At 74.7% G+C, this 17,974-nt stretch carries 16 protein-coding genes; 7 read left to right on the forward strand and 9 right to left on the reverse strand.

Going from position 1 to position 17,974, the window contains the following annotated elements; genetic code table 11:
- Nucleotides 1-80: 80 nt before the first annotated feature.
- From IF47_RS0111350 to IF47_RS0111375, 6 genes are all read right to left on the reverse strand, one after another.
- Nucleotides 81-884: a DUF4253 domain-containing protein gene (locus tag IF47_RS0111350; protein ID WP_051717445.1), complete on the reverse strand. Its 804-nt coding sequence runs from the start codon at nucleotides 882-884 to the stop codon at nucleotides 81-83.
- 14 nt (nucleotides 885-898) lie between these two features.
- Entirely contained in the window at nucleotides 899-1,660 is a 762-nt protein-coding gene (locus IF47_RS0111355) for a TetR/AcrR family transcriptional regulator (RefSeq protein WP_051717446.1), read from the reverse strand.
- Between the two features lie 139 nt (nucleotides 1,661-1,799).
- Nucleotides 1,800-3,785 (reverse strand): hypothetical protein, encoded by a 1,986-nt coding sequence (locus IF47_RS0111360; RefSeq protein WP_425423576.1) that lies wholly within the window; start codon nucleotides 3,783-3,785, stop codon nucleotides 1,800-1,802.
- Nucleotides 3,786-3,864: 79 nt separating this feature from the next.
- On the reverse strand, nucleotides 3,865-7,020 hold the full coding sequence (locus IF47_RS0111365; protein WP_425423577.1) for an alpha-N-acetylglucosaminidase: 3,156 nt from the start codon (nucleotides 7,018-7,020) through the stop codon (nucleotides 3,865-3,867).
- Nucleotides 7,021-7,028: 8 nt separating this feature from the next.
- Nucleotides 7,029-7,610 carry a response regulator transcription factor gene (locus tag IF47_RS0111370; RefSeq protein ID WP_031508538.1) on the reverse strand — a complete coding sequence of 194 codons (582 nt, stop codon included), beginning with the start codon at nucleotides 7,608-7,610 and terminating at the stop codon, nucleotides 7,029-7,031.
- Nucleotides 7,611-7,741: 131 nt separating this feature from the next.
- Nucleotides 7,742-8,797, reverse strand: coding sequence for a phosphatidylinositol-specific phospholipase C domain-containing protein (locus IF47_RS0111375; RefSeq protein WP_031508539.1), 1,056 nt, complete (start codon nucleotides 8,795-8,797; stop codon nucleotides 7,742-7,744).
- Between the two features lie 229 nt (nucleotides 8,798-9,026).
- On the opposite strand from IF47_RS0111375, the gene IF47_RS0111380 reads away from it, so the two are divergent.
- Entirely contained in the window at nucleotides 9,027-9,443 is a 417-nt protein-coding gene (locus tag IF47_RS0111380; protein WP_031508540.1) for a nuclear transport factor 2 family protein, read from the forward strand.
- Nucleotides 9,444-9,779: 336 nt separating this feature from the next.
- A complete protein-coding gene (locus IF47_RS0111385) occupies nucleotides 9,780-10,400 on the forward strand; it encodes a DinB family protein (protein WP_031508541.1) in 621 nt (206 codons plus the stop codon).
- Between the two features lie 245 nt (nucleotides 10,401-10,645).
- On the opposite strand, the gene IF47_RS0111390 is transcribed toward IF47_RS0111385, so the two are convergent.
- The 3 genes from IF47_RS0111390 to IF47_RS0111400 form a co-directional block, all read right to left on the reverse strand.
- On the reverse strand, nucleotides 10,646-12,286 hold the full coding sequence (locus IF47_RS0111390; protein ID WP_031508542.1) for a phytoene desaturase family protein: 1,641 nt from the start codon (nucleotides 12,284-12,286) through the stop codon (nucleotides 10,646-10,648).
- 70 nt (nucleotides 12,287-12,356) lie between these two features.
- Nucleotides 12,357-12,821 carry a hypothetical protein gene (locus tag IF47_RS0111395; protein WP_031508544.1) on the reverse strand — a complete coding sequence of 155 codons (465 nt, stop codon included), beginning with the start codon at nucleotides 12,819-12,821 and terminating at the stop codon, nucleotides 12,357-12,359.
- The gene (locus IF47_RS0111400; protein WP_031508545.1) at nucleotides 12,818-13,285 is read right to left on the reverse strand and encodes an SRPBCC family protein; all 468 of its coding nucleotides are present in this window, start codon (nucleotides 13,283-13,285) and stop codon (nucleotides 12,818-12,820) included. The genes IF47_RS0111395 and IF47_RS0111400 overlap by 4 nt, the downstream gene beginning before the upstream one ends.
- A 231-nt stretch (nucleotides 13,286-13,516) precedes the next feature.
- Between IF47_RS0111400 and IF47_RS0111405 the strand changes: the two genes are divergently transcribed.
- From IF47_RS0111405 to IF47_RS0111425, 5 genes are all read left to right on the forward strand, one after another.
- Nucleotides 13,517-14,413 (forward strand): Gfo/Idh/MocA family protein, encoded by an 897-nt coding sequence (locus IF47_RS0111405; RefSeq protein ID WP_031508546.1) that lies wholly within the window; start codon nucleotides 13,517-13,519, stop codon nucleotides 14,411-14,413.
- A 584-nt stretch (nucleotides 14,414-14,997) separates the two neighbouring features.
- Entirely contained in the window at nucleotides 14,998-16,500 is a 1,503-nt protein-coding gene (locus tag IF47_RS0111410; protein ID WP_157839947.1) for an ATP-binding protein, read from the forward strand.
- A gap of 44 nt (nucleotides 16,501-16,544) precedes the next feature.
- Nucleotides 16,545-16,931: a roadblock/LC7 domain-containing protein gene (locus tag IF47_RS0111415; protein WP_031508548.1), complete on the forward strand. Its 387-nt coding sequence runs from the start codon at nucleotides 16,545-16,547 to the stop codon at nucleotides 16,929-16,931.
- Nucleotides 16,928-17,311, forward strand: a complete 384-nt coding sequence (locus IF47_RS0111420; RefSeq protein WP_031508550.1) for a DUF742 domain-containing protein — start codon at nucleotides 16,928-16,930, stop codon at nucleotides 17,309-17,311. The genes IF47_RS0111415 and IF47_RS0111420 overlap by 4 nt, the downstream gene beginning before the upstream one ends.
- Complete coding sequence (locus IF47_RS0111425) at nucleotides 17,292-17,915, forward strand: GTP-binding protein (RefSeq protein WP_031508551.1); 624 nt, start codon at nucleotides 17,292-17,294, stop codon at nucleotides 17,913-17,915. Before IF47_RS0111420 ends, IF47_RS0111425 begins: the two co-directional genes overlap by 20 nt.
- The last annotated feature ends 59 nt before the right edge of the window (nucleotides 17,916-17,974 follow it).

Here is a 17,974-nt window from a genome sequence, read left to right on the forward strand (position 1 = left end):
CGGTACCGCCCCGTGGTCCTTTCACCGGGCGCCTCGGACCCTCGGGTCCCTCGTCGGGTCCCGCCCTCCACGGGGGACCGTCAGTCCCACCAGAACGACCAGTGCCTCCCACCGCCGTGGGCGCCGGGGACGAGCCACTTCTCCGCGTAGCGCACCAGACTCCCCGCCCCCTGACCGATCACGGCGGGGCAGAACGCGAAGTGCTCGGCCGCCACCGCGAGCGCCTCCGAGACCGTCCCCGGCGGCGACGCCACCGACAGGTGCAGCACCTCCGGCTCCAACGCCACCACCCGCGCCCCGAACCGCTCCTCCCAGGAACGCAGGACGGCCCCGAACGGCGCCGCGCCCTCACCGGACGCCAGCGTGCCCGTCCAGCCGATCGCCTCGGGCACGTCGGCGCCGCGACGGACCGGGACCAGGGCGATCCGCGGATCGAGCAGGATGCCGTTGGCCACCAGCGAACGGGCCACCTCGGCCGCCGCCCCGTCGGGGTCGCCCACCGCCGCGACGGGCGGCGCGAGTCCGGGCCACCGCCTGCCGTACGGCCGCAGGGCCCGTGCGTCCGGCTCCCGTGCGGCGTGCTCCTCCCACCAGCGGGCCAGCGTGTCGCCGGCGTCGATCCCGCCGTTGAGCCCGCCACCGGGCACCGGCAACAGGTCGTCCTCCACGGCCGTGCCGCGTCCGTGCCGGCCCAGCAGCACGGGCCACAACCCGGTAGCGTCCCGCACCGGCAGCATCCGCCGCCAACCGTCCGGCCCGGCGGGGAAGTCGGCACGCCACAACAGCGGTTCGGACCGGACGCCGAGCACCGTGCGATCGATCAGCGTGCCCGGCGGCAGATCCGCCGAACCCACCAGCGAGCGCAGTCCCCGGACTTCGGCCATCGGCTCCTTCGACGCTACGGGGCGCCTTCGACGGCGCCGTCGGATTCGACGTCCCCGTCAGTACCCCCGTCCGGGGCGTCGAACACACCGGGAACCAACACCCTCAGCCGCCCCGCCAACTCCGCGAACGGGCCGTCGGCGGGCTCCCGTTCGACGACGCGGAGGAACACCCGTGCCGTCTCCTCGTCGAACGCGGCCGTCACCGCCGCCAGGGCCAGCAGGTCGTGGACGAGTCGGAGCTCCAACTCCTCCCGCGGTATCGAACGCTCCTCCAGCCAGTTCAGCGCCGTCGTCTCGGCGACGCCCACCCAGGACCGGATCACCAGGGCCAGCCGCGGCCCGGGATCGGGGTGTCCCAGATGGATCAGGAGCTGCTCGTAGGCGGCCCGGCGCACCTCGTCGATCACGGCGTCGGTCCGCGCCGAACCGGCGGCCGAACCGCCGCGCAGCAGGGCCGAGAAACCGGGGGCGTGCTCCTCGACGAAGTCGAAGTAACGGCCCATCACCAGTAACAGACGCGAACTGAACGGCCCCTCGGGCGGGACGACGAAACGGGCGGAGAGCTCGTCGGCGGCCCGCCGCACGGCCGCCTCGTAGAGACTGTGCTTGCCGGGGAAGTAGTGGTAGACCAGCGGCCTGGATATCCCGGCCGCCGTGGCGATGTCGTCGATCGACACGTCCTGGGGAGAACGGTCGCTGAACAACTTCAGTGCCACGTCGATCAGTTGCTGTCGACGTTCCTCGACACCCATCCTGCGGCGTACCCCGGTGGTCATGGGAACACCCTATCGAGAGCCGGGGCCCGCCGGACGGCGTGAACGCGCCGCGCGCGGCCGACCCGGCCCCGGGCCCGGTGCCGGGACGGAGCCGACCCGGCCCCGGACACGGCACCGGGCCCGGTGCCGGGGGAGAGGCTCAGTGGAGGGCCGCCAGTCGCCCGCCGTCCACCAGGGAGGCGGAGAGCTCGGCCCGGACGCCCCTCTCCACCGCCACGGCGAGGGTGCGGCCCACCGCGTCGTGCGTCACCCCGCCGGTCACGGAGATCGACGCCACCTCGTCGCTGCCCGCGGCGAGCAGGTACCAGGTGTCGGACGGCGCCTTCCACAGCACCCCGCTCAACACCCGCTCCTCCCGCACCCCGCACGCCGGACCGTCCTCGGCCCGCGCCGCCACCGCCCCCGGCGCGTGAGGCTCCCCGGCCGGAGGCAGGAACTGGGCCAGCACCCGCGACCCCGTGCCCCGCCAGGTGTCCGCCCGGACGCACACCCACCGGGCCCGACCCGCGCCCTCCGGCAACCGCTGCACGGCGAACGGCCAGACGTTCACCGTCCGCACGCCCCGTCCCGCCGACACCGGCAGCCGACAGGCGGTACGGGCCAGCACGGTGCGCGCCGCGGTCCCGGCGACCCCGGCGTCCACGGCCCCGCCCGGCGCGCCGAACGTCAACCGCACGGGGTTCAGCTCACCGAGGTCGGTCATCAGGTACGGGCCGACGCCCGGGGAGCCGCCGCGCCCGCCGGTGTCGCCGTCCGCCGTCAGCCGCAGCGCGGGCCAGACGCCGCACGAGGCGCCGTCCAACGGCGGTCCGGCCACCGTGGCGGTCAGCCCGTCCGGGGAACGCCCCACCGGCCGCCCCTCGTCGGCGGGATCGAGCAGGTCGACGACCGAGGCGTCCGTGATCCACGGAGCCAGCAGGTAACGGGCGCCGCCGGCGCCACGGGTGACCACCAGCGCCGCGGCGGACGCCGCGTCCGCGCCGTCCACCCGCGCGAAGTCCAGCGCGACCGGCCCCTGCCGTCCACCCGCCGGCTCGGCGTAGCGCACCACCCGCAGCCCGTCGTACAGCACCACCACCGAGGAGCCGTCCACCTCGTCCGCGTACAACAGCCGCGCGGGACCCGGGGCCGGACCGGACGGGGTGCCGGGCGTCGCGGTGACCCGCACGGTCCGCCCCGGCCGCGCCCACACCGCCAACGCCCGCCGCAGCAGCCCGGTGTCGTCGACGAGCCCGCCCCGGGCGGGCCAGACCGAGAAGTCGGTGCGCGCCGCCCGCCGCCACCGCTCCGCGCTCGTCCTCGTCAACCGCTCCGGCTCCAGGGCCCGCTCCGCCGCCGGATTGCGGGCGTACACCGGGGCCGCCGCGCCGTCCGGACCCCAGCCGTCGCCCGGCACTCCCAACAGCAGCCCGCACACCGCCACCGCGCACCCGGCCACGGCCGCGGCCCGCGCGTTCTGCCGGCGCCGCACCAGATCGGTGGGGCGGGCCCGCAGCGAACACGGGTCGAACTCCGCCGACGCCGGCAGCGCGCGGTCCCGGCTCCCGGCCGGGGCCCGCACTCCGTCCGCCTCCGCCAGCGCCGCCCCCGGGTCCGCCACCCCCGCCTCCGTCAGCAGCCGCGCCGCGTCACCGTCCGCCAGTCCCTCCAGACGGCGCAGGGCGTACGCCGCCCGCGCCGGCGCCGACACCTCGGACAGGGACCGCTCCAGGGCGGGGGCGTCGACGCCGGCGGGCCGGGGGAACAGCCGCAGACCCAGCACCAACGGCAGCGGCGCGGGAACGACCGGACGCACGAACCTCGACAGACGCCCCCGCGGCCGGCCCGCCGCCAACGCGGCCCGCAGCACCCGCAGCCGCAACAGGGCGTACGCCGGATCAGGCGCGCCCCCCGACACGGGAGCGCTCCGTGTCCCGCGCCCTCTCGGCAGCGAGCGCTGCGCCACGGCGTGCGCCGCGAGCACCCGACGGTGCCGCCCCGCGAAAGTCGGCAGCACCAGGTACGCCAGACGCACCAGGCGCGGATAGTGCTCGACGAGAGCGGCCTCGGCCTGCTCGGCGTCGACGGAGCCGGGCGGGGAGGGGCGGGGCGTCCGGCGGGGGGAGGTCACGTCCTTCAGGGCCACGTCGAGCTGAACGAGTGGAACCCCCGTTGGTCACCTCCCGCCCGCCGGCGGGCGCCCCCGGCGCGCGCCGGGCGGCCGATCACCCCAGGCGCCACCCGGAGAACTCCACCGTGCCGCGCGCGGTGCCGCTCGCCGCCGTCATCCCCAGCCCGACGTCCTGCCGCGCCGCCGCGGCCGGCAGCCGCACGGTCGCCACCGTCCGCCAGGTCGTCCCGCCGTCCGTGGACAGCTCGCCGGTGTGGTCCCGGCCGGCCCGCCGCAGCCGCAGCAGCACCGGCGCCTTCACCCCGGTGATCCGCCGGTAGGTGTCCAACTGCCCGTCGCCGTCGGAGTCGTACGACAGCACCACGCCGTTGGCCGGGGTCACCGACAGGTTGAGGAAGCCGGGCGCGCCCTCCTCCGCCAGGTCGTCACGGACGAAGATCCCCGCCCGCGCCCACGGCCCGGTCGCCGCCTGGGAGTCCACCCGCACGGTCACCGTGCCCCGCTCGCCCAGGGCGCCCGGCCGGTACAGGGCGCCGAATTCCGCGGTGGCCCTCCACAGGTCCGCGCCCCCGCCGTCGATCGCGTACCGCTCGCCCAACCGGCCGAAGACCGCCCCGTTGCCGTTGACCGTGCGCCACTCCGCCGGCAGCGGCCCGGCCAGGAACAGCCCGCCGTCGTGCACCGCCCGCACCCGGTCGCCGCCCTCGGGCCCGTACCGCGCCGTCACGGTGTAGGGCAGCCGCCGCAGCGGATCGGTCAGGGGCCGGTCGGGCGCGGTCACCCGCCAGCGGACCCGCGCCCGGCCACCGGCCGGGACGCGCGCCACGGTGGTGGGGTCCAGCGGTTCGGCGGCGACACCGGACGGGCCGGACAGGGCCAGCTCCACCGGACCCGCGGCCCGCAGCCCGTTGGTGTTGACGAAGGTCGCGGTCAGCAGCCCGCGCCCGCCCGGCGCCAGCGCCTCCGGCTCCAGGGCCGTCTCCACCCCGCCCTGCCAGGGCGCGCGGGCCAGCGCGTCGCGGACCTTGCGGGCGGTGGCGTACGGGTCGCCCACCGGACGCAGCGGATACTCCTTCCGCTCCCTGGTCCAGGACTCCTCGACCGCGTACCAGTCGACCGGCTCCGGCGCCCGCCCGGCGGCCAGGGCGGCGTCCAACTCGTCCAACCACCTCCGCCAGCGCGACAGGTAGAAGTCGCCCATCAGCCCGTGCCAGTCGCGGTTGGCGTAGTCGTGCAGCCTGCCCCCCTCGGAGGCGGCACGCCCGTCCCACACCGTCAGCAACACGCGGGCGGTGCGTTCCAGCTCCGCCGCCTCCGCGGGGGAGGTCGCCATGCGGCGGGCCGCGTCCGTCCACGGTCCCAGCAGGAACAGCCGGTGGGTGCCGGCCACCTCGTCGGTCAGCGCCATCAGCCGCAGCCACAGCGTCGACAGCTCCCGGAAGGCGCTCCGGTCGCCGCGCGTGTAGGCGTCGCGGAGCCGGGGCAGGAACTGCCGGCTGCGGTTGGCCAGGGCCTGCCGGGCGACGTCCACCAGGTCGTGCCGGTAGGCGTCACTGCCGCGCAGGGCCGCGCCGACCGCCAGCAGCCCGTCCAACGCGGCGTCGAACCGCGCCGGATCGTAGGAGAGCTCGGTGGGACCGTACTGCCCGGCCCGGGTGGCGTTCAGATCGGGACGGGCGGCGAAGAGGCTGTCGTGGGTGAAGCCGTACAGCTTCGCGGAGTGCCGGTAGGCGGTGTCGTGCAGTGCCAGCCAGGCGTCCTTCGCGGCGGAGTCGGCGCCGCCGTAGCGGTACCCGGCGAACCGCTCGAACCACGCCGGCAGGTCCACCGGCTCGGTGCGCCAGGCCAGCTCGGAGAAGAAGTCGAACGCGGCCGGATCGCGGTCGGCGGCCTCCGGCAGGTACGCGGTGCCCACCAGGGCGCTGCCGGGCTTGTCGCGCCAGGCGTGGAACCGCTCGTTCCACACATGGGTCTTGGCGCCCAGCAGGGTGCGCCCGCCGAAGTTGGGGATGGAACCGAAGCAGTAGGGGGTGCCGTTCCAGTCGGCCTCGCGGTCGAAGACGGTCTCGGTCCGCTCGGAGATGCCGTCGACGATGAGCATCCGCCGCTTGTCCACGGCGTCCACCAGCTCGCGCCGCGGGTTCTCCTGCCAGCCCAGGATCACCCAGACCGCGTCCGGATGGGCCTTCCGCAGGGCCGTCTCCACGCCCCGCGCGGCGTCCGCCACCGGCACGTCCCCGGCGCTGCCGCCCTCGTGGAGCAGGTCCATCTTGAAGTGCCCGGCGTCGCCGAACAGCTCCTTCTGGTGCCGGTAGAAGGAGGCGGCGACACCGTGGAAGACGGCGGTGCGCGGGTCCAGCCAGTCGGGCCGGGCGAAGCCGTGCCAGGTGCCCTGGGGGACGGTGTGGGCCCCGGGGTTGCGCGTGGCGAAGTCCCTGGGCACCGTCCCGTAGTAGCCGGGCAGCACCGGGTGCATGCCCAACTCCCGCAGCCGGGCGGTGATCCGCCGCCCCAGCTCCACCCGCTTGTCGATCAGCGCCTGACCGAGCGGCCCGCCGTAGTCGCTGAGGTTCTGCAACAGCCACCACGGCTGGTGGGACGGCGCGGGCAACCAGCGGCGCGCCTCGGCGTCCGAGTAGCCGAACTCCCGCAGCACCCGCTGGTAGACGGCCTCGTGCCCGGCGATGACCAACACCTGGTTGCAGCCGTTGAGGGCCAACACGTCGATCAGGCGCTCCCAGTACGCCCAGTCGGCGTACGGGTTGGTGTAGCCGTCGTTGGTGTCGTTGAGCGCGAACCGGTTGGGCAGGGTGGTGGAACGCTCCAGGGGGCGCGCGGGTGCGGGCAGGGTCGTGGGCAGGTTCAGTTGGCTCCCCGCCCAGGAGATGTGCGCGGAGCAGACCTCCTTCAGGTACCAGTGGACACCGGTGAGCAGCACGGCCGGACTGGTCCCGGCCACCTCGATCCGGCCCGCCGTGCCCGTCACCCGGAAACGCTCCGCGCCGTCCGTCGCGCTCAGCGGCGTCAGGTGGAACTGGTCGACGTGGTCCGGCAGCAGACGCCCCAGCGCCGCCCGGGCGGGCTCGGTCCCGAAGGGGCGCGGGGCCGCGGCGGCGCTCCCCCCGCCCACCACCGGGCCGGGGCCGATCGCGGCGACCAGACCCGCCGCCACCGTTCCGGCGCCGAGCACGGTGCGCCGGGACGGGCCTCTGCCCCCCGTCCCCTCCGGCGTGGGGGAGGGGAGGGACACCCGGCGGCTCATCCCCGGTCCAGGTGGGCGAGGACGGTCGGGACCCGGCGGAGGCCGTCGTCGGGCGGTGGCGGCCCGAACTCGGCGGGGATGTCGGCGAAGATGTCGGAGAAGACGTCGGAGGTGTGCTGGGCGACCGCCCGCTCGGTGACCACGAGCCGCGCCGCGACGGCCGCGTTCGACCTGCCCTGAGCCATCAGTTCCATGACCTCCCTCTCACGCGGAGCCGGCCGACCCACCGGCCGGTCCGTCTCGCGCCGTGTCAACAGTTGTCGGATCACCCGCGGACCCATGGCCGTGCCGCCCGCGGCGACCCGGCACACGGCTGCGACGCGCTCCGCGTCGCAGCCCCGGTCCTCGGGCGGGTGGCCGACTCCGCCGGTCCCGTCGGCGAGCAGCTCACGCGCGTGGAGCTGCTCGACGTGTGGGGAGAGAACCGGCGCCGACGGACCGGGCCGTTCTCGGCCGGGGGCCCGGTTCGGCTCCGGCCCGCTCTCCACGGCCGCCGCGATCTCGAAGTCGTACGCCTCCAGCAGCCGTACCAGGCCGTCTCGCGGCGGAAACAGGTCCTCGGCCGGAACAACACGCACGGAGGCTCCCCGGGGTCGGTCGGGCGGCGCCCGGACGGAGGACCGCCGTCCACACCATCGGATCGCCGACGGCCCGTCAACCCCGCCTTTTCGGCCGCTTGTCGGTCTGTGTCGACCCGTGTCGGCCCGTGTCAGCCCCGTGGAACGACCGTGGAGAGCACCGACGGCAGCGAGGACCAGTCGGAGGTGAGGACGCTCGCCCGTTCGGCCGCCAACAGGGCCACCCGATCGAGCGCCTTCCTCTCGGTGGGGCGGGTCGCGCTGATGGCGGGCGCCACGTTGTGGGCGTCGGTCATCACCAGCAGGTAGTTCCGCGCGGCGTACCAGTCGGTGTCGATGCCGCCGGACACGTACGCCGAGGCGTCGCCGTCGAAGACGACGAACCACGGCCGGATCGAGGCGTCCGCGTAGCGGGTGGTGCGCGGGTCGCCGGCCTCGGCCCGGTGCACGGCCGGGAAGGCGACGGCGTTGCCCAGCCGCCCGGAGGCGGCCAGGTCGCGCAGGTGGGTCGCGTACTCGCGGTCGGTCCACAGCGAGTCGAAGGGGTTGGACTCCTCGACCGTGCCGGGGATGAGGTGGATCAGGAACCTCCCCGCCAGCGCGTCCCGCGTCGGCCAGCCCCTCGCCCGTACGGCCTCGTCCAGCGTGGCGTACCCGGCGGCCAGTTCACCGGGTCGGTAGAGGGCGTCGCCGAGCTTGTCGGCGACCAACGCGTCGAACTGCGCCGGTCCGCGCCCGAGGTTGGCCGCGAACCCGTCCTTCATCTCGATCTTGATCAGGATCGGCCGGTGCCCGGGGTTGGCGTCGTGCCAGGCCCGCAGGTCGGCCAGGCACCCGGCCAGGCTCTGGTTGCGGGGCTTGGAGCGCAGCTCGGCGGCGGTGGAGGCGTTGACGCAGTTGTTGTCGTTGCCGAGCGGGTTGTTGTGCGCCACGCGCCAGGTGCTGCCGGAGAAGTTCGTCCACACGTCCAGCTCCAGCAGCGCGGCGCCGGAGTCCAGGGCGTCGGCGAAGTGGGTGTACCTGCTCTTCTCGTAGGCGTTGTGCACGCCCACGCCGGTGGTGGCCGAGTACGGCAGCGACCCGGGGTCCGCCGCGCCGGCCGGTGGCGCGCCCGCCGCCATGGTCAACAGCGCCAGGCCCACGCCGGACGCCACCGTCGACACCACTGTTCTCTTCCGCTGTCCCATCTGCGCCGCCTTCGGTGTGGGGGGTCAAAACCCGTTCACCGTAGGGGAGTTGAGGTACGCCGGGGAGGGTGTGGACGCGACGGGAAGGGGAACGGTCGGCGTACGGCTCCTCCGTCGAGGGCGCCTCGTCCGTCCCCGGAATCGATTCGGAAAAACGTTGGCGCGCCCAATGGATCCTGTTAATGTTGGCGCATCCAATATTGGCCCAACCAACATGCATGGAGGAGCGATGCGGCAACCGACGACCCGGCCGGACCGCGCCGAGGTGACCGACCTGGTGGCACGCCTGACCCGTTGCCTGGACGATCCGTCACCCGACGGAAGGGACCTGCGCGCCGTCTACACCGAGGACGCCGTCGTCCACAGTCCGCGCGGCACCGTGCGCGGCATCGACGCGATCGTGGAGCGCGTACGCCGAGCCGACCCCGGCGACGAACACGCCCAGCACTTCGACACCGACGTCCTGGTCGACCTCGACGGCGATCGGGCCCGCGTCACCGCCAACCAACTGGTGTACTTCTTCCGCCCCGGCAAGCCGCCCCACCGCACCGCCGGTCTCCGCCACACCCTCACCGCCGCGCGCACCCCCGCCGGTTGGCGGATCGCGCGCAACGACATCACGCTGCTGTGGGAGAAGGCGGACTGACACCCGCCGCACGAACACAGGCGCGCCGTCGACGCGGCCCTGGCGGCGTGGCTCGAACGGCCTCGGGTCGAGGCGAACAGGGGGACCGTGTTCGCCTCGGCCGTCGGCCGCCCGGAAAGGTCGCCGGCCGGACGGCCGGTGAAGGCGGAGAAGGTCCGACAGGGAACCCGAGCACGGACCGGGTGCCCCGGACACGGGGCTCCGCCCGGACTCCGGTCGGTCGCCGGGCGATCCGCTCGGGAAAACGAAACGCGAGACCGCCGCGGCTGTGACAGGGTGCGGACCGGCAGGGCGAGACCACCCCACACCGGCCCACCCGTTCGGCAGGAGAACCCGATGGCGTCATCCCCGCGTTCGACCCCGTTGCCGGAGCAGTTCGACTTCGCGCACCGGCGCCTCGTCGACCGCATGGCGGGCCCGACCGTGGACAGCGGCAACGGCACGGATGTGCGGGTCGGCCCGATGACCGACGAGGAGTACTTCTGGGAACCGGTGCCCGACTGCTGGTCCGTCCGCCGCCGCACGGCCGGACCGGGCCCTCGGGCGACCCTCCTGGTCGGCACGGGCGAGTGGGGACGCGACTTCGCCCTCTCCCCGCACCCCGAGCCGCCGCCGTTCACCACCATCGCCTGGCGCCTGGACCACCTCACCGAGATGATGACCCTCCGCGCCGACCACACGGCGGGAACCCACACGCTCACCCGCGACGACCACCGCGCCGCCGCGAGCGCGGCCGAGGCCGTCACGGCCTTCGACGCCGCCGCCGCGGCGTGGCGGGAGGCGCTGCTCGGCCTCGACGACACCGCGCTCGACACCGTGGGCCACTGCACCTACCCGCACGGCAGCGACCCGGACGATCCCATGATCGACATCGTCTGGTGGGTCAACCAGGAACTGCTCCACCACGGCGCCGAGATCGCCCTCCTCCGCGACCTCCACCGCGCACACCGGAACTGACGTCCCCGACACGACGGGGACCGCCACGGCGACCGTCCGTCAAAGCGGTCGAAGGGAGGAACGGCACCCGTGGGAGACGCCGGTCCCTCCGCCCGGCGCGGTCGTCCTCGACGTCGTCCCGCGCGCGGCGGGTCCACGGGAGCGGGTCTCTCCGCCCGACCGCCGGTTCCTGCGCCCGGCCGCGCACCGTCCGTCCCGCGCGCCGCGCACGCCGTGAGCTGGTGGCGGGCGGTCCGGGGCGGCGCCTACCGCGACCGGCGCCCCGCCGTCGTCGCGCGGTGGATCGCGTCCCGGGCCGGGGCCAGCAGGTAGTGGTCGAGGGGGCGTTCGGCGGCGAGGGCCGCGCGGGCCGCGTTGGCGCCGCAGGCGCCGTGGACGCCGCCGCCCGGATGGGCGGAGGACGAGGCGAGGTAGAGGTCCCGGACGGGAGTGGTGGCCCGGCCCGCGCCGGGGACGGGACGGAAGAAGAGCTGCTGGTGGACGGCGGCGGTGCCGCCGTTGAGGGCGCCGCCGACCAGGTTCTCGTCGAGGGCGTTCAGATCCGGCGGGGCCAGGATCCGACGGGCGACGACGCGGTCGCGGAAGCCCGGAGCGCGGCGTTCGACCTCCGCCTCCACCCGGTCGGCCATGGCCTCCCGCTCGCCCGGTCCCCAGGCGCCCGTGACGCTCCCGTCGCCCGCGTCCTCGCGGACGCGTTGCGGCAGGTGGGTGTAGGCCCAGGCCGACTCGGTGCCGGCGGGGGAGCGGGTCGGGTCGGAGACGGTCATCTGGCCGAGCAGGCAGAACGGCCGGTCCGGGACGGCGCCGGTGGCCAACTGGGCACTGTGGCGGGTGAGGTGGTCCATGCCGTCGGCCAGGTGGACGGTGCCGGCCCCGGCCGCCTCGGGGGCGGTCCAGGGGATGGGCCCGGACAGCGCCCAGTCCACCTTGAACGTCGAGGCGTCCCACTGGAAGCGGCGGATGTCGTCCCGCAACCGGGCCGGAAGGTGCTCCCCGTCGACCAGCCCGCCGTACAGGGCGGGGGCGGAGACGTCCGCCAGGACCGCGCGGCGGGCGCGCACGGCGTCCCCGTCGTCGGTGACCACGCCGAGCGCGCGCCCGTCCGCGACGACCACCTTCGACACGCGGGCCTGGCAGCGGACCGTCCCGCCGAGCGATTCCAGACGGCGGACCAGGGCCGCGGTGAGCATGCCCGCGCCGCCGGTCGGCACCGGCCAGCCGACCTCCTGGCCCATCATCGCCAGCAGCCAGCCGTAGATCGTCCCGGCCGTGGACTCGGGGAAGATGTCCGCGTGCAGCGCGCACCCGGCCAGCAGCGTCGGGGCGCCGGGCCCGTCGAACTCCTCCTCGCCCAGGCGCCGTACGGGCAGCATCAGCATGCGCAGCAGCCGCAGTCCGCCGGCCGCCCGCAGCTTGGCCGCCATGGAGAGCGCGGGACGCACCGGGGGGAAGGGGGTGAGGAACGCCCGCAGCAGGTCGGGGCCGAGCCGGTCCCACAGATCCGTCAGCCGCAGATAGGCGTCCCCGTCGCCGGGCGCGAAGGTCTCCAGGTTGCGGGCGGTGTCCTCCCTGTTCCGGTGCAGGACGGCGCAACTCCCGTCGGGGAAGGGGTTGGCGACGACGGCCGGCGCGTGGCTCCACGTCAGGCCCCAGCGCTCCAGCTCCAGGGCGCGGATGGTGGGGGAGGCGGCGGCCAGCGGATAGAAGGAGCTGAACAGGTCGTTGACGTAGTCGGGGTGGACGCCGCGGTCGCTGCGGACGGCGCCGCCGGGTTCGGGCTGGGCCTCCAGGACCAGCACCCGCCAACCGGCGTCCGCCAGCATGTTCGCGGCGACCAGCCCGTTGGGGCCGGCTCCCACCACGACGGCGTCGGGCGCGTCGGTCATCGGTGACTCCTGGTGGTTCCTGCGGACGGGACGGGAAGTGGTGTGGCGGGACGGACCGGTCGGGGCCGGGTCAGGCGCGGGGGGTGTCGGGGTGGGCGGTGTGGGCGGCGTGGCCGTGGGTGCGCCGGGCCTCCTTCATCTCCGCCTCGTACAGGTGGCGCAGGCCCCCCACCAGATCGCGCACCCGCTCCTCGGCGGCGACGAACGGCCGGTAGTAGTGGTCGTCGTAGCCCTCGACGATCTGGAACGTCCAGTGGCCGGGAATCACGTTGCGGCCGAGGATCTCGGTCTCCAGCAGGTCCGCCTCCCGGCCGTGCCCGGCGGCGCGGAGCAGCTCCACGGCCTCGCCCAGCAGCAGGTCGGCCCGGCCGGTCGTCTGGTGGAAGGAGTACAGGTGTCCACGGGCCCGTTCGGTGGCCTCCAGGGCCTCGGAGACCTTGCCGACGGCCTCGACGGTGGCGTCGTCCACACCCGGTGGCCGGCGGTGGGCCCGGTCGGGGCGGTCCCCGGCGGGTCGGTCGTCGGTGTGCGTCATACGTGCTGTCCCGCTTCCTTGTCCTGTCGCGAGCGGCCTTCCTCCACCACGCTCCTCAGCCGCGACAGCATCAGTCGGTGCCGCAGTTGCAGCGCCACGTCCAGGGGAGCGGTGTGGAGTCGGGCGACGGCGCCGCGCAGGGGGTGCTCGTCCATGGTGATCAGCGTGCCCTCGCCCCAGGGGGTGACGCGGATGGCGATGCGGGCGGTGCCCAGTCGTCCCGCCGACGCCTCCAACTCCAGCCGCTCGGGCGGCTCGTGGACGCGGACGATGGTGTGGCCCTGCACGGTCAGCGGTCCCCTGCCGATCGCGTAGCGCAGGGTGGTGCCGACCTCGGGCCAGTGGCCCTCGGACTCGTGGGTCTCGCGGGTGCCCACGACCCACTTCTGGTACTGGTCGGCGTCGCCGAGCACGCTCCACACCCTGTCGGGCTTCCTGTTCACCCATACGTGTCGCACAGCCATGCCGGGCGCGTACCCGCTTTTCCGCGATGCACCGCCCGGAGCGGGCGCGGCCCCTTCGGATGGGCGAGTCTCCTCACCGGCGAGCCCGTACTCGTCCCCGGCCGGTCCCGAACCCGCCCCGGACCCCGCCCCCGACCGACGGGGAGGGGGATGTCGCGGCCCGGTGGGCGTCCGGCATAGTGGGCGACGCCCCACCCGTCTTGACCGGTACGGCCAAGGAGGCGCCGCGACATGAGATTCGGCCTGCTCGGTACCGGCCCCTGGGCGGAACTCGCCCACGGTCCCGCACTGCGAGCCCATCCCGATGTCGAGTTGGCGGGGGTGTGGGGTCGTCGCCCGGAAGCGGCGGCGGACATCGCCGAACGCTTCGGCGGCCGGCCCTACGACGACGTGGACGCCCTGATCGCCGACTGTGACGCGGTCGCGGTGGCGCTGCCGCCGGACATACAGGCGCCCCTGGCCGTACGGGCGGCCAAGGCCGGGCGCCATCTGCTGCTGGACAAGCCGCCGGCCACCACCGTGGCCGGCGCCCGCGAGATCGCCGACGCGGTGGAGGCGGCGGGCGTGGCCTCGGTCGTCTTCTTCACCCTGCGGTTCCGCCCCGAGACGGCGGCGTGGATCGAGGAGCAGCGGGAGACGGGGGGTTGGCAGCTCGGCCGCGCCGACTGGCTCGGAGGGATCTTCGGCGAGGGCGCCGAGCACAGCCCGTTCGCGGCCTCGCCCTGGCGGCGGGAGAAGGGCGGGCTGTGGGACGTCGGCCCGCACGCCCTGTCCGTGCTGCTGCCGGTGCTCGGCGACGTGGCCGACCTGGACGGTTCGGTGGCCGCCGTCTCCGGCGCCGGGGAGGTCGTCCAGCTCGCCCTGCGGCACGCCTCGGGCGCCTCCAGCACCTGCGCGCTCGGTCTCGCCGTGGCCCCGGCGGCGTCCGTGACCCGGGTGGAACTGCGCGGCGCCTCGGGCGCGGTGACGCTGCCCGAGGGGGAGACGGACGCGGTCGCCGCCCTGGGGCACGCCGTGGACGCGCTGCTCGCCTCGGCCCGCACCGGTGAACCGCACCCGTGCGACATACGGTTCGGGGTGCGGGTGACGGAGATCCTGGCGGCGGCGGAGGCCCGGCTCGCCGGCTGACCCCGACGGGACGCACGTCCGCCGCCGCGTCCGCCGGCCGCCACCCGGCGACGGGGTGCGCGGAGTTCGTGGCGGCGGGAACACGCCACGCCTCCCGAGGTCCCCGGGGAACGGGACGGGAGCGGGATGTCACCCGTTCGAGTGATGGAACATGTGTCCGGCTTTGGCCATGCATTTCCGGAGCGTAAACCCCGGCAAAGAGGGACGAACGCGCTGTACCGGGTGCTGACGCTCGCCCGCGAACCGTCCGCGTGACCGCATATTCGGATCGTATTTGTCAAGTCTCTGCGACGGCCCGCCGGATCCCCCTATGCTCCCTGTCACGCAGCGAGTCGTCCCCGTCACGGCTTGTCGTCGCCGTGCGTGATGTCCTGACGCCCGCACGCCCCGACAGCGGGGACGCCCAGGGGAGCAGTCCGCCTCCGAGGGCCTCCCCTGGGGCGGGCGTATGCCAGGGGTCCGTGCCACCGGCGCATTCCCCGACGTGCCGCCTCCCCACCGCACCCGCCGCCCCGCACCACCGTCCCGTCCACCCTCCGACCCGTTCCCCCGTCCACCGTCCACCCCGAAGTCCGAGGATGCCCATGGAGCCTGCCGGCTCGTCGACGGGAGGCCGACGCCCCGCCCGCGGGGGCGTGTGGCTCGTCCCCCCTGTACTGGTCACCGCCTGCGCGGTCGCAGCCCTGTTCGCCGTCGCCGACGAGGCCCGGGCCGCGGTCGCCTGGTGCGGGGCCGCGGCGGTGCTCGCGGTCGCCGTGGCCGCCTACGAGGCGGTGCGCCGAGGACGCGCGATCACCGCCCTGGAACAGCGCGCCGAACGTCAACTCGCGGACCTCGAACGGTACTGCCACAAGGTCATGCCCCCCATCGTCGCGGCCGTCCAGCGCGGCGAGGCGCCCGCCGACGTGGTGCCCGCCTCCCTGCACCCGGCCGACTCCGACCCGCGACTGGTCGCCGCCCACCGGGAGTTGACCCGCGTGGTGGTGCAGGCGGTCCAGGACCGCGAGTACCAGCGCGACTCCGCCCGCCGCGCGATCGTCAACATCGCCTGCCGCATCCAGGCCGAGATCCACCGCCTCCAGGCCGACCTGCGCAGGATGCAGTTCAAACACCCCGGCCCGGAGATCCTGGGCGATCTGATGCACCTGGAGCACGGCGTCAACGTCGCCGGCCGCGTCGCCACCAGCCTGGCCGTCCTCGGCGGCGGCAGCCCGGCGCGCCAGTGGCAGAAGCCGGTCTCGCTCTACGACGTGCTGCGCGCGGGCAGCGCCCCCATCGCCGAGTACCTGCGCATCGAACTCCACCGCGTCGCCGAGGTCGCGGTGCACGGCCCGGTCGTCGAGCCGCTGAGCCTGGTCTTCAGCGAACTGATGGACAACGCCACCCGCTACTCCCCGCCCAGCACCAAGGTGATCGTCAACACCGAGGAGGTGGCCTCCGGGATCGAGGTCTCCATCGAGGACAAGGGCGTCGGCCTCACCGAGGAGACTCGCGAACACGCCGAGTTCCTGCTCACCCAGGCGGCCGACGGCCTGGACCTGGAGGACCTCGGCGAGACGGCCCGCATGGGCCTGCGCGTCGCGGGCATCATGGCGGGCCGGCTCAACCTGCGGATCTCCCTGCGCCCCTCCACCTGCGACGGTGTCCGCGCGGTCGTCTTCGTCCCGCACTCCCTGCTCACCGCACTGCCCAAGGACGGCCTGCTCCGCGTCGGCGGCCGTCCCCCCGGCCCCGTGCCCCGACGGCCGAGGGCGACCGACCCGCGCCCGGACGCGGTGGAGGAGACGGTCGCCGTCGAACGGAACGCCAACGGGCTGCCCCAGCGCCGCCGCCGGCACGCCGTCCGGGCCACGGGCGGGGCGCCGGGAGCCCCGTCCGCCGTCCCCGCCGCGCGGCGGGCGGACGGCCGACCGCCCCTGGAGGTCCACCCCGACACGGGACTGTGGATGGGCGCCTTCTTCGCCGGGCCCGACGAGAGGGACGCGGGCGACGGGAGGGGCACCGCTCCCCGAACGCCCCCCGCATCCCCCGCACCCCCCAGACCCCGAACAACCCCGGCGACCGGCGACGAGTCGCGGACCCAGTAGTGGAATCAGGTGAGTAGCACGTGACGCGGCAGCGGCTCAAGAACATGGACTGGATGCTCAAGGACCTGGCCGCCACCGTCCCCCACACCCGGCACATCGTGCTGCTGTCCGCCGACGGGCTGTGCATGGCCCGGTTCGGCGCCGACAAGGACACCGCCGACCGGCTGGCCGCCGCGTCCTCCGGACTCAAGAGCCTGGCGCAGTCGGTGGCCGCGGAGCTCCCGCACGGCGAGGGCGAGGTGCGCATGGTCGTCCTGGAGGTCGACGGCGGCTTCTTCTACCTCATGGCCGCCGCCGCCAACTCCTACCTCGCGGTGACCGCCGACGAGGGCGTGGACGCCGGACTGATGAGCCGGCGCATGAGGGACTTGGTGATCCGCATCGGCGACCACCTCGCCAGCCCGCCCCGCGCCCCCGAGCAGGCGCGGTGAGCGGGGGCGACCGGAAGGGGGAACGGGACTGGGAGGAGGGCACCCCCGTTCCCCTGTACGTCGTCACCGGCGGGCGCACCGAGGCCGAGGACGCACAGGTGCTGGACCTGGTCACCCTGATCGTGGCCCGCTCCGAACCGCGACCCGGCATGCGCCCCGAACACGTCTCCATCCTGCGCATGTGCGCCAACCCGCTCTCCGTGGCCGAGGTGTCGGCGTACCTGGACCTGCCGTTCAGCGCCGTCCACGTGCTGCTGGCGGACCTGCTCGCCGAGTCCCTGGTGGAGGCGCGGCAGACCCGCACGGCACACGTCACGGCCGCCGTGGAACCCGACGTCGAGATCCTGAAAGCGCTGATCGATGGATTACAACGACTCTGAACTCCCCCTGGGACCGCGGCGCGAGGATCTGCTGCCGACCTCGACCGAGAGGTCGGTCAAGGTGGTGGTGGTCGGGGGCTTCGGCGTGGGCAAGACGACCATGGTGCGCTCGGTCAGCGAGATCCGTCCCCTGACCACCGAGGAGACGATGACCCAGGCCGGTGTCGGCGTGGACGACCTCTTCGGGGTGGAGCGCAAGACCGAGACGACCGTGGCCATGGACTTCGGACGGATCACGCTCGACGACCGGCTCGTCCTCTACCTGTTCGGCACCCCTGGCCAGCAGCGCTTCTGGTTCCTGTGGAACGGCGTGATCGCGGGCGCGCTCGGCGCGGTGGTGCTGGTGGACACCCGCCGTCTGGAGGACGGCTTCCCGGCCATGGACCGCCTGGAACAGGGCGGTGTCCCCTTCGTCGTCGCCGTCAACAACTTCCCCGATGCCCCGGTGTACCCGGCGTCGGACCTGAGAGCGGCGCTCGACCTGCCCGACCACGTCCCCCTGGTCGACTGCGACGCCCGCAGGCTCGACTCCGGCCGCGACGTCCTGCTGACGCTGATGCGCCACCTCTACGACTCCGCCACCGCCACCTCGGAGGCCCCGTGACCACGCCATCCCCCGACTCCGCACCGACCGGGGCGCACACCGGACCCCTCTTCGGTGCC

Origin of the sequence: Streptomyces megasporus (assembly GCF_000718985.1) — a bacterium.
Classification (GTDB): Bacteria; Actinomycetota; Actinomycetes; order Streptomycetales; family Streptomycetaceae; genus Streptomyces; species Streptomyces megasporus.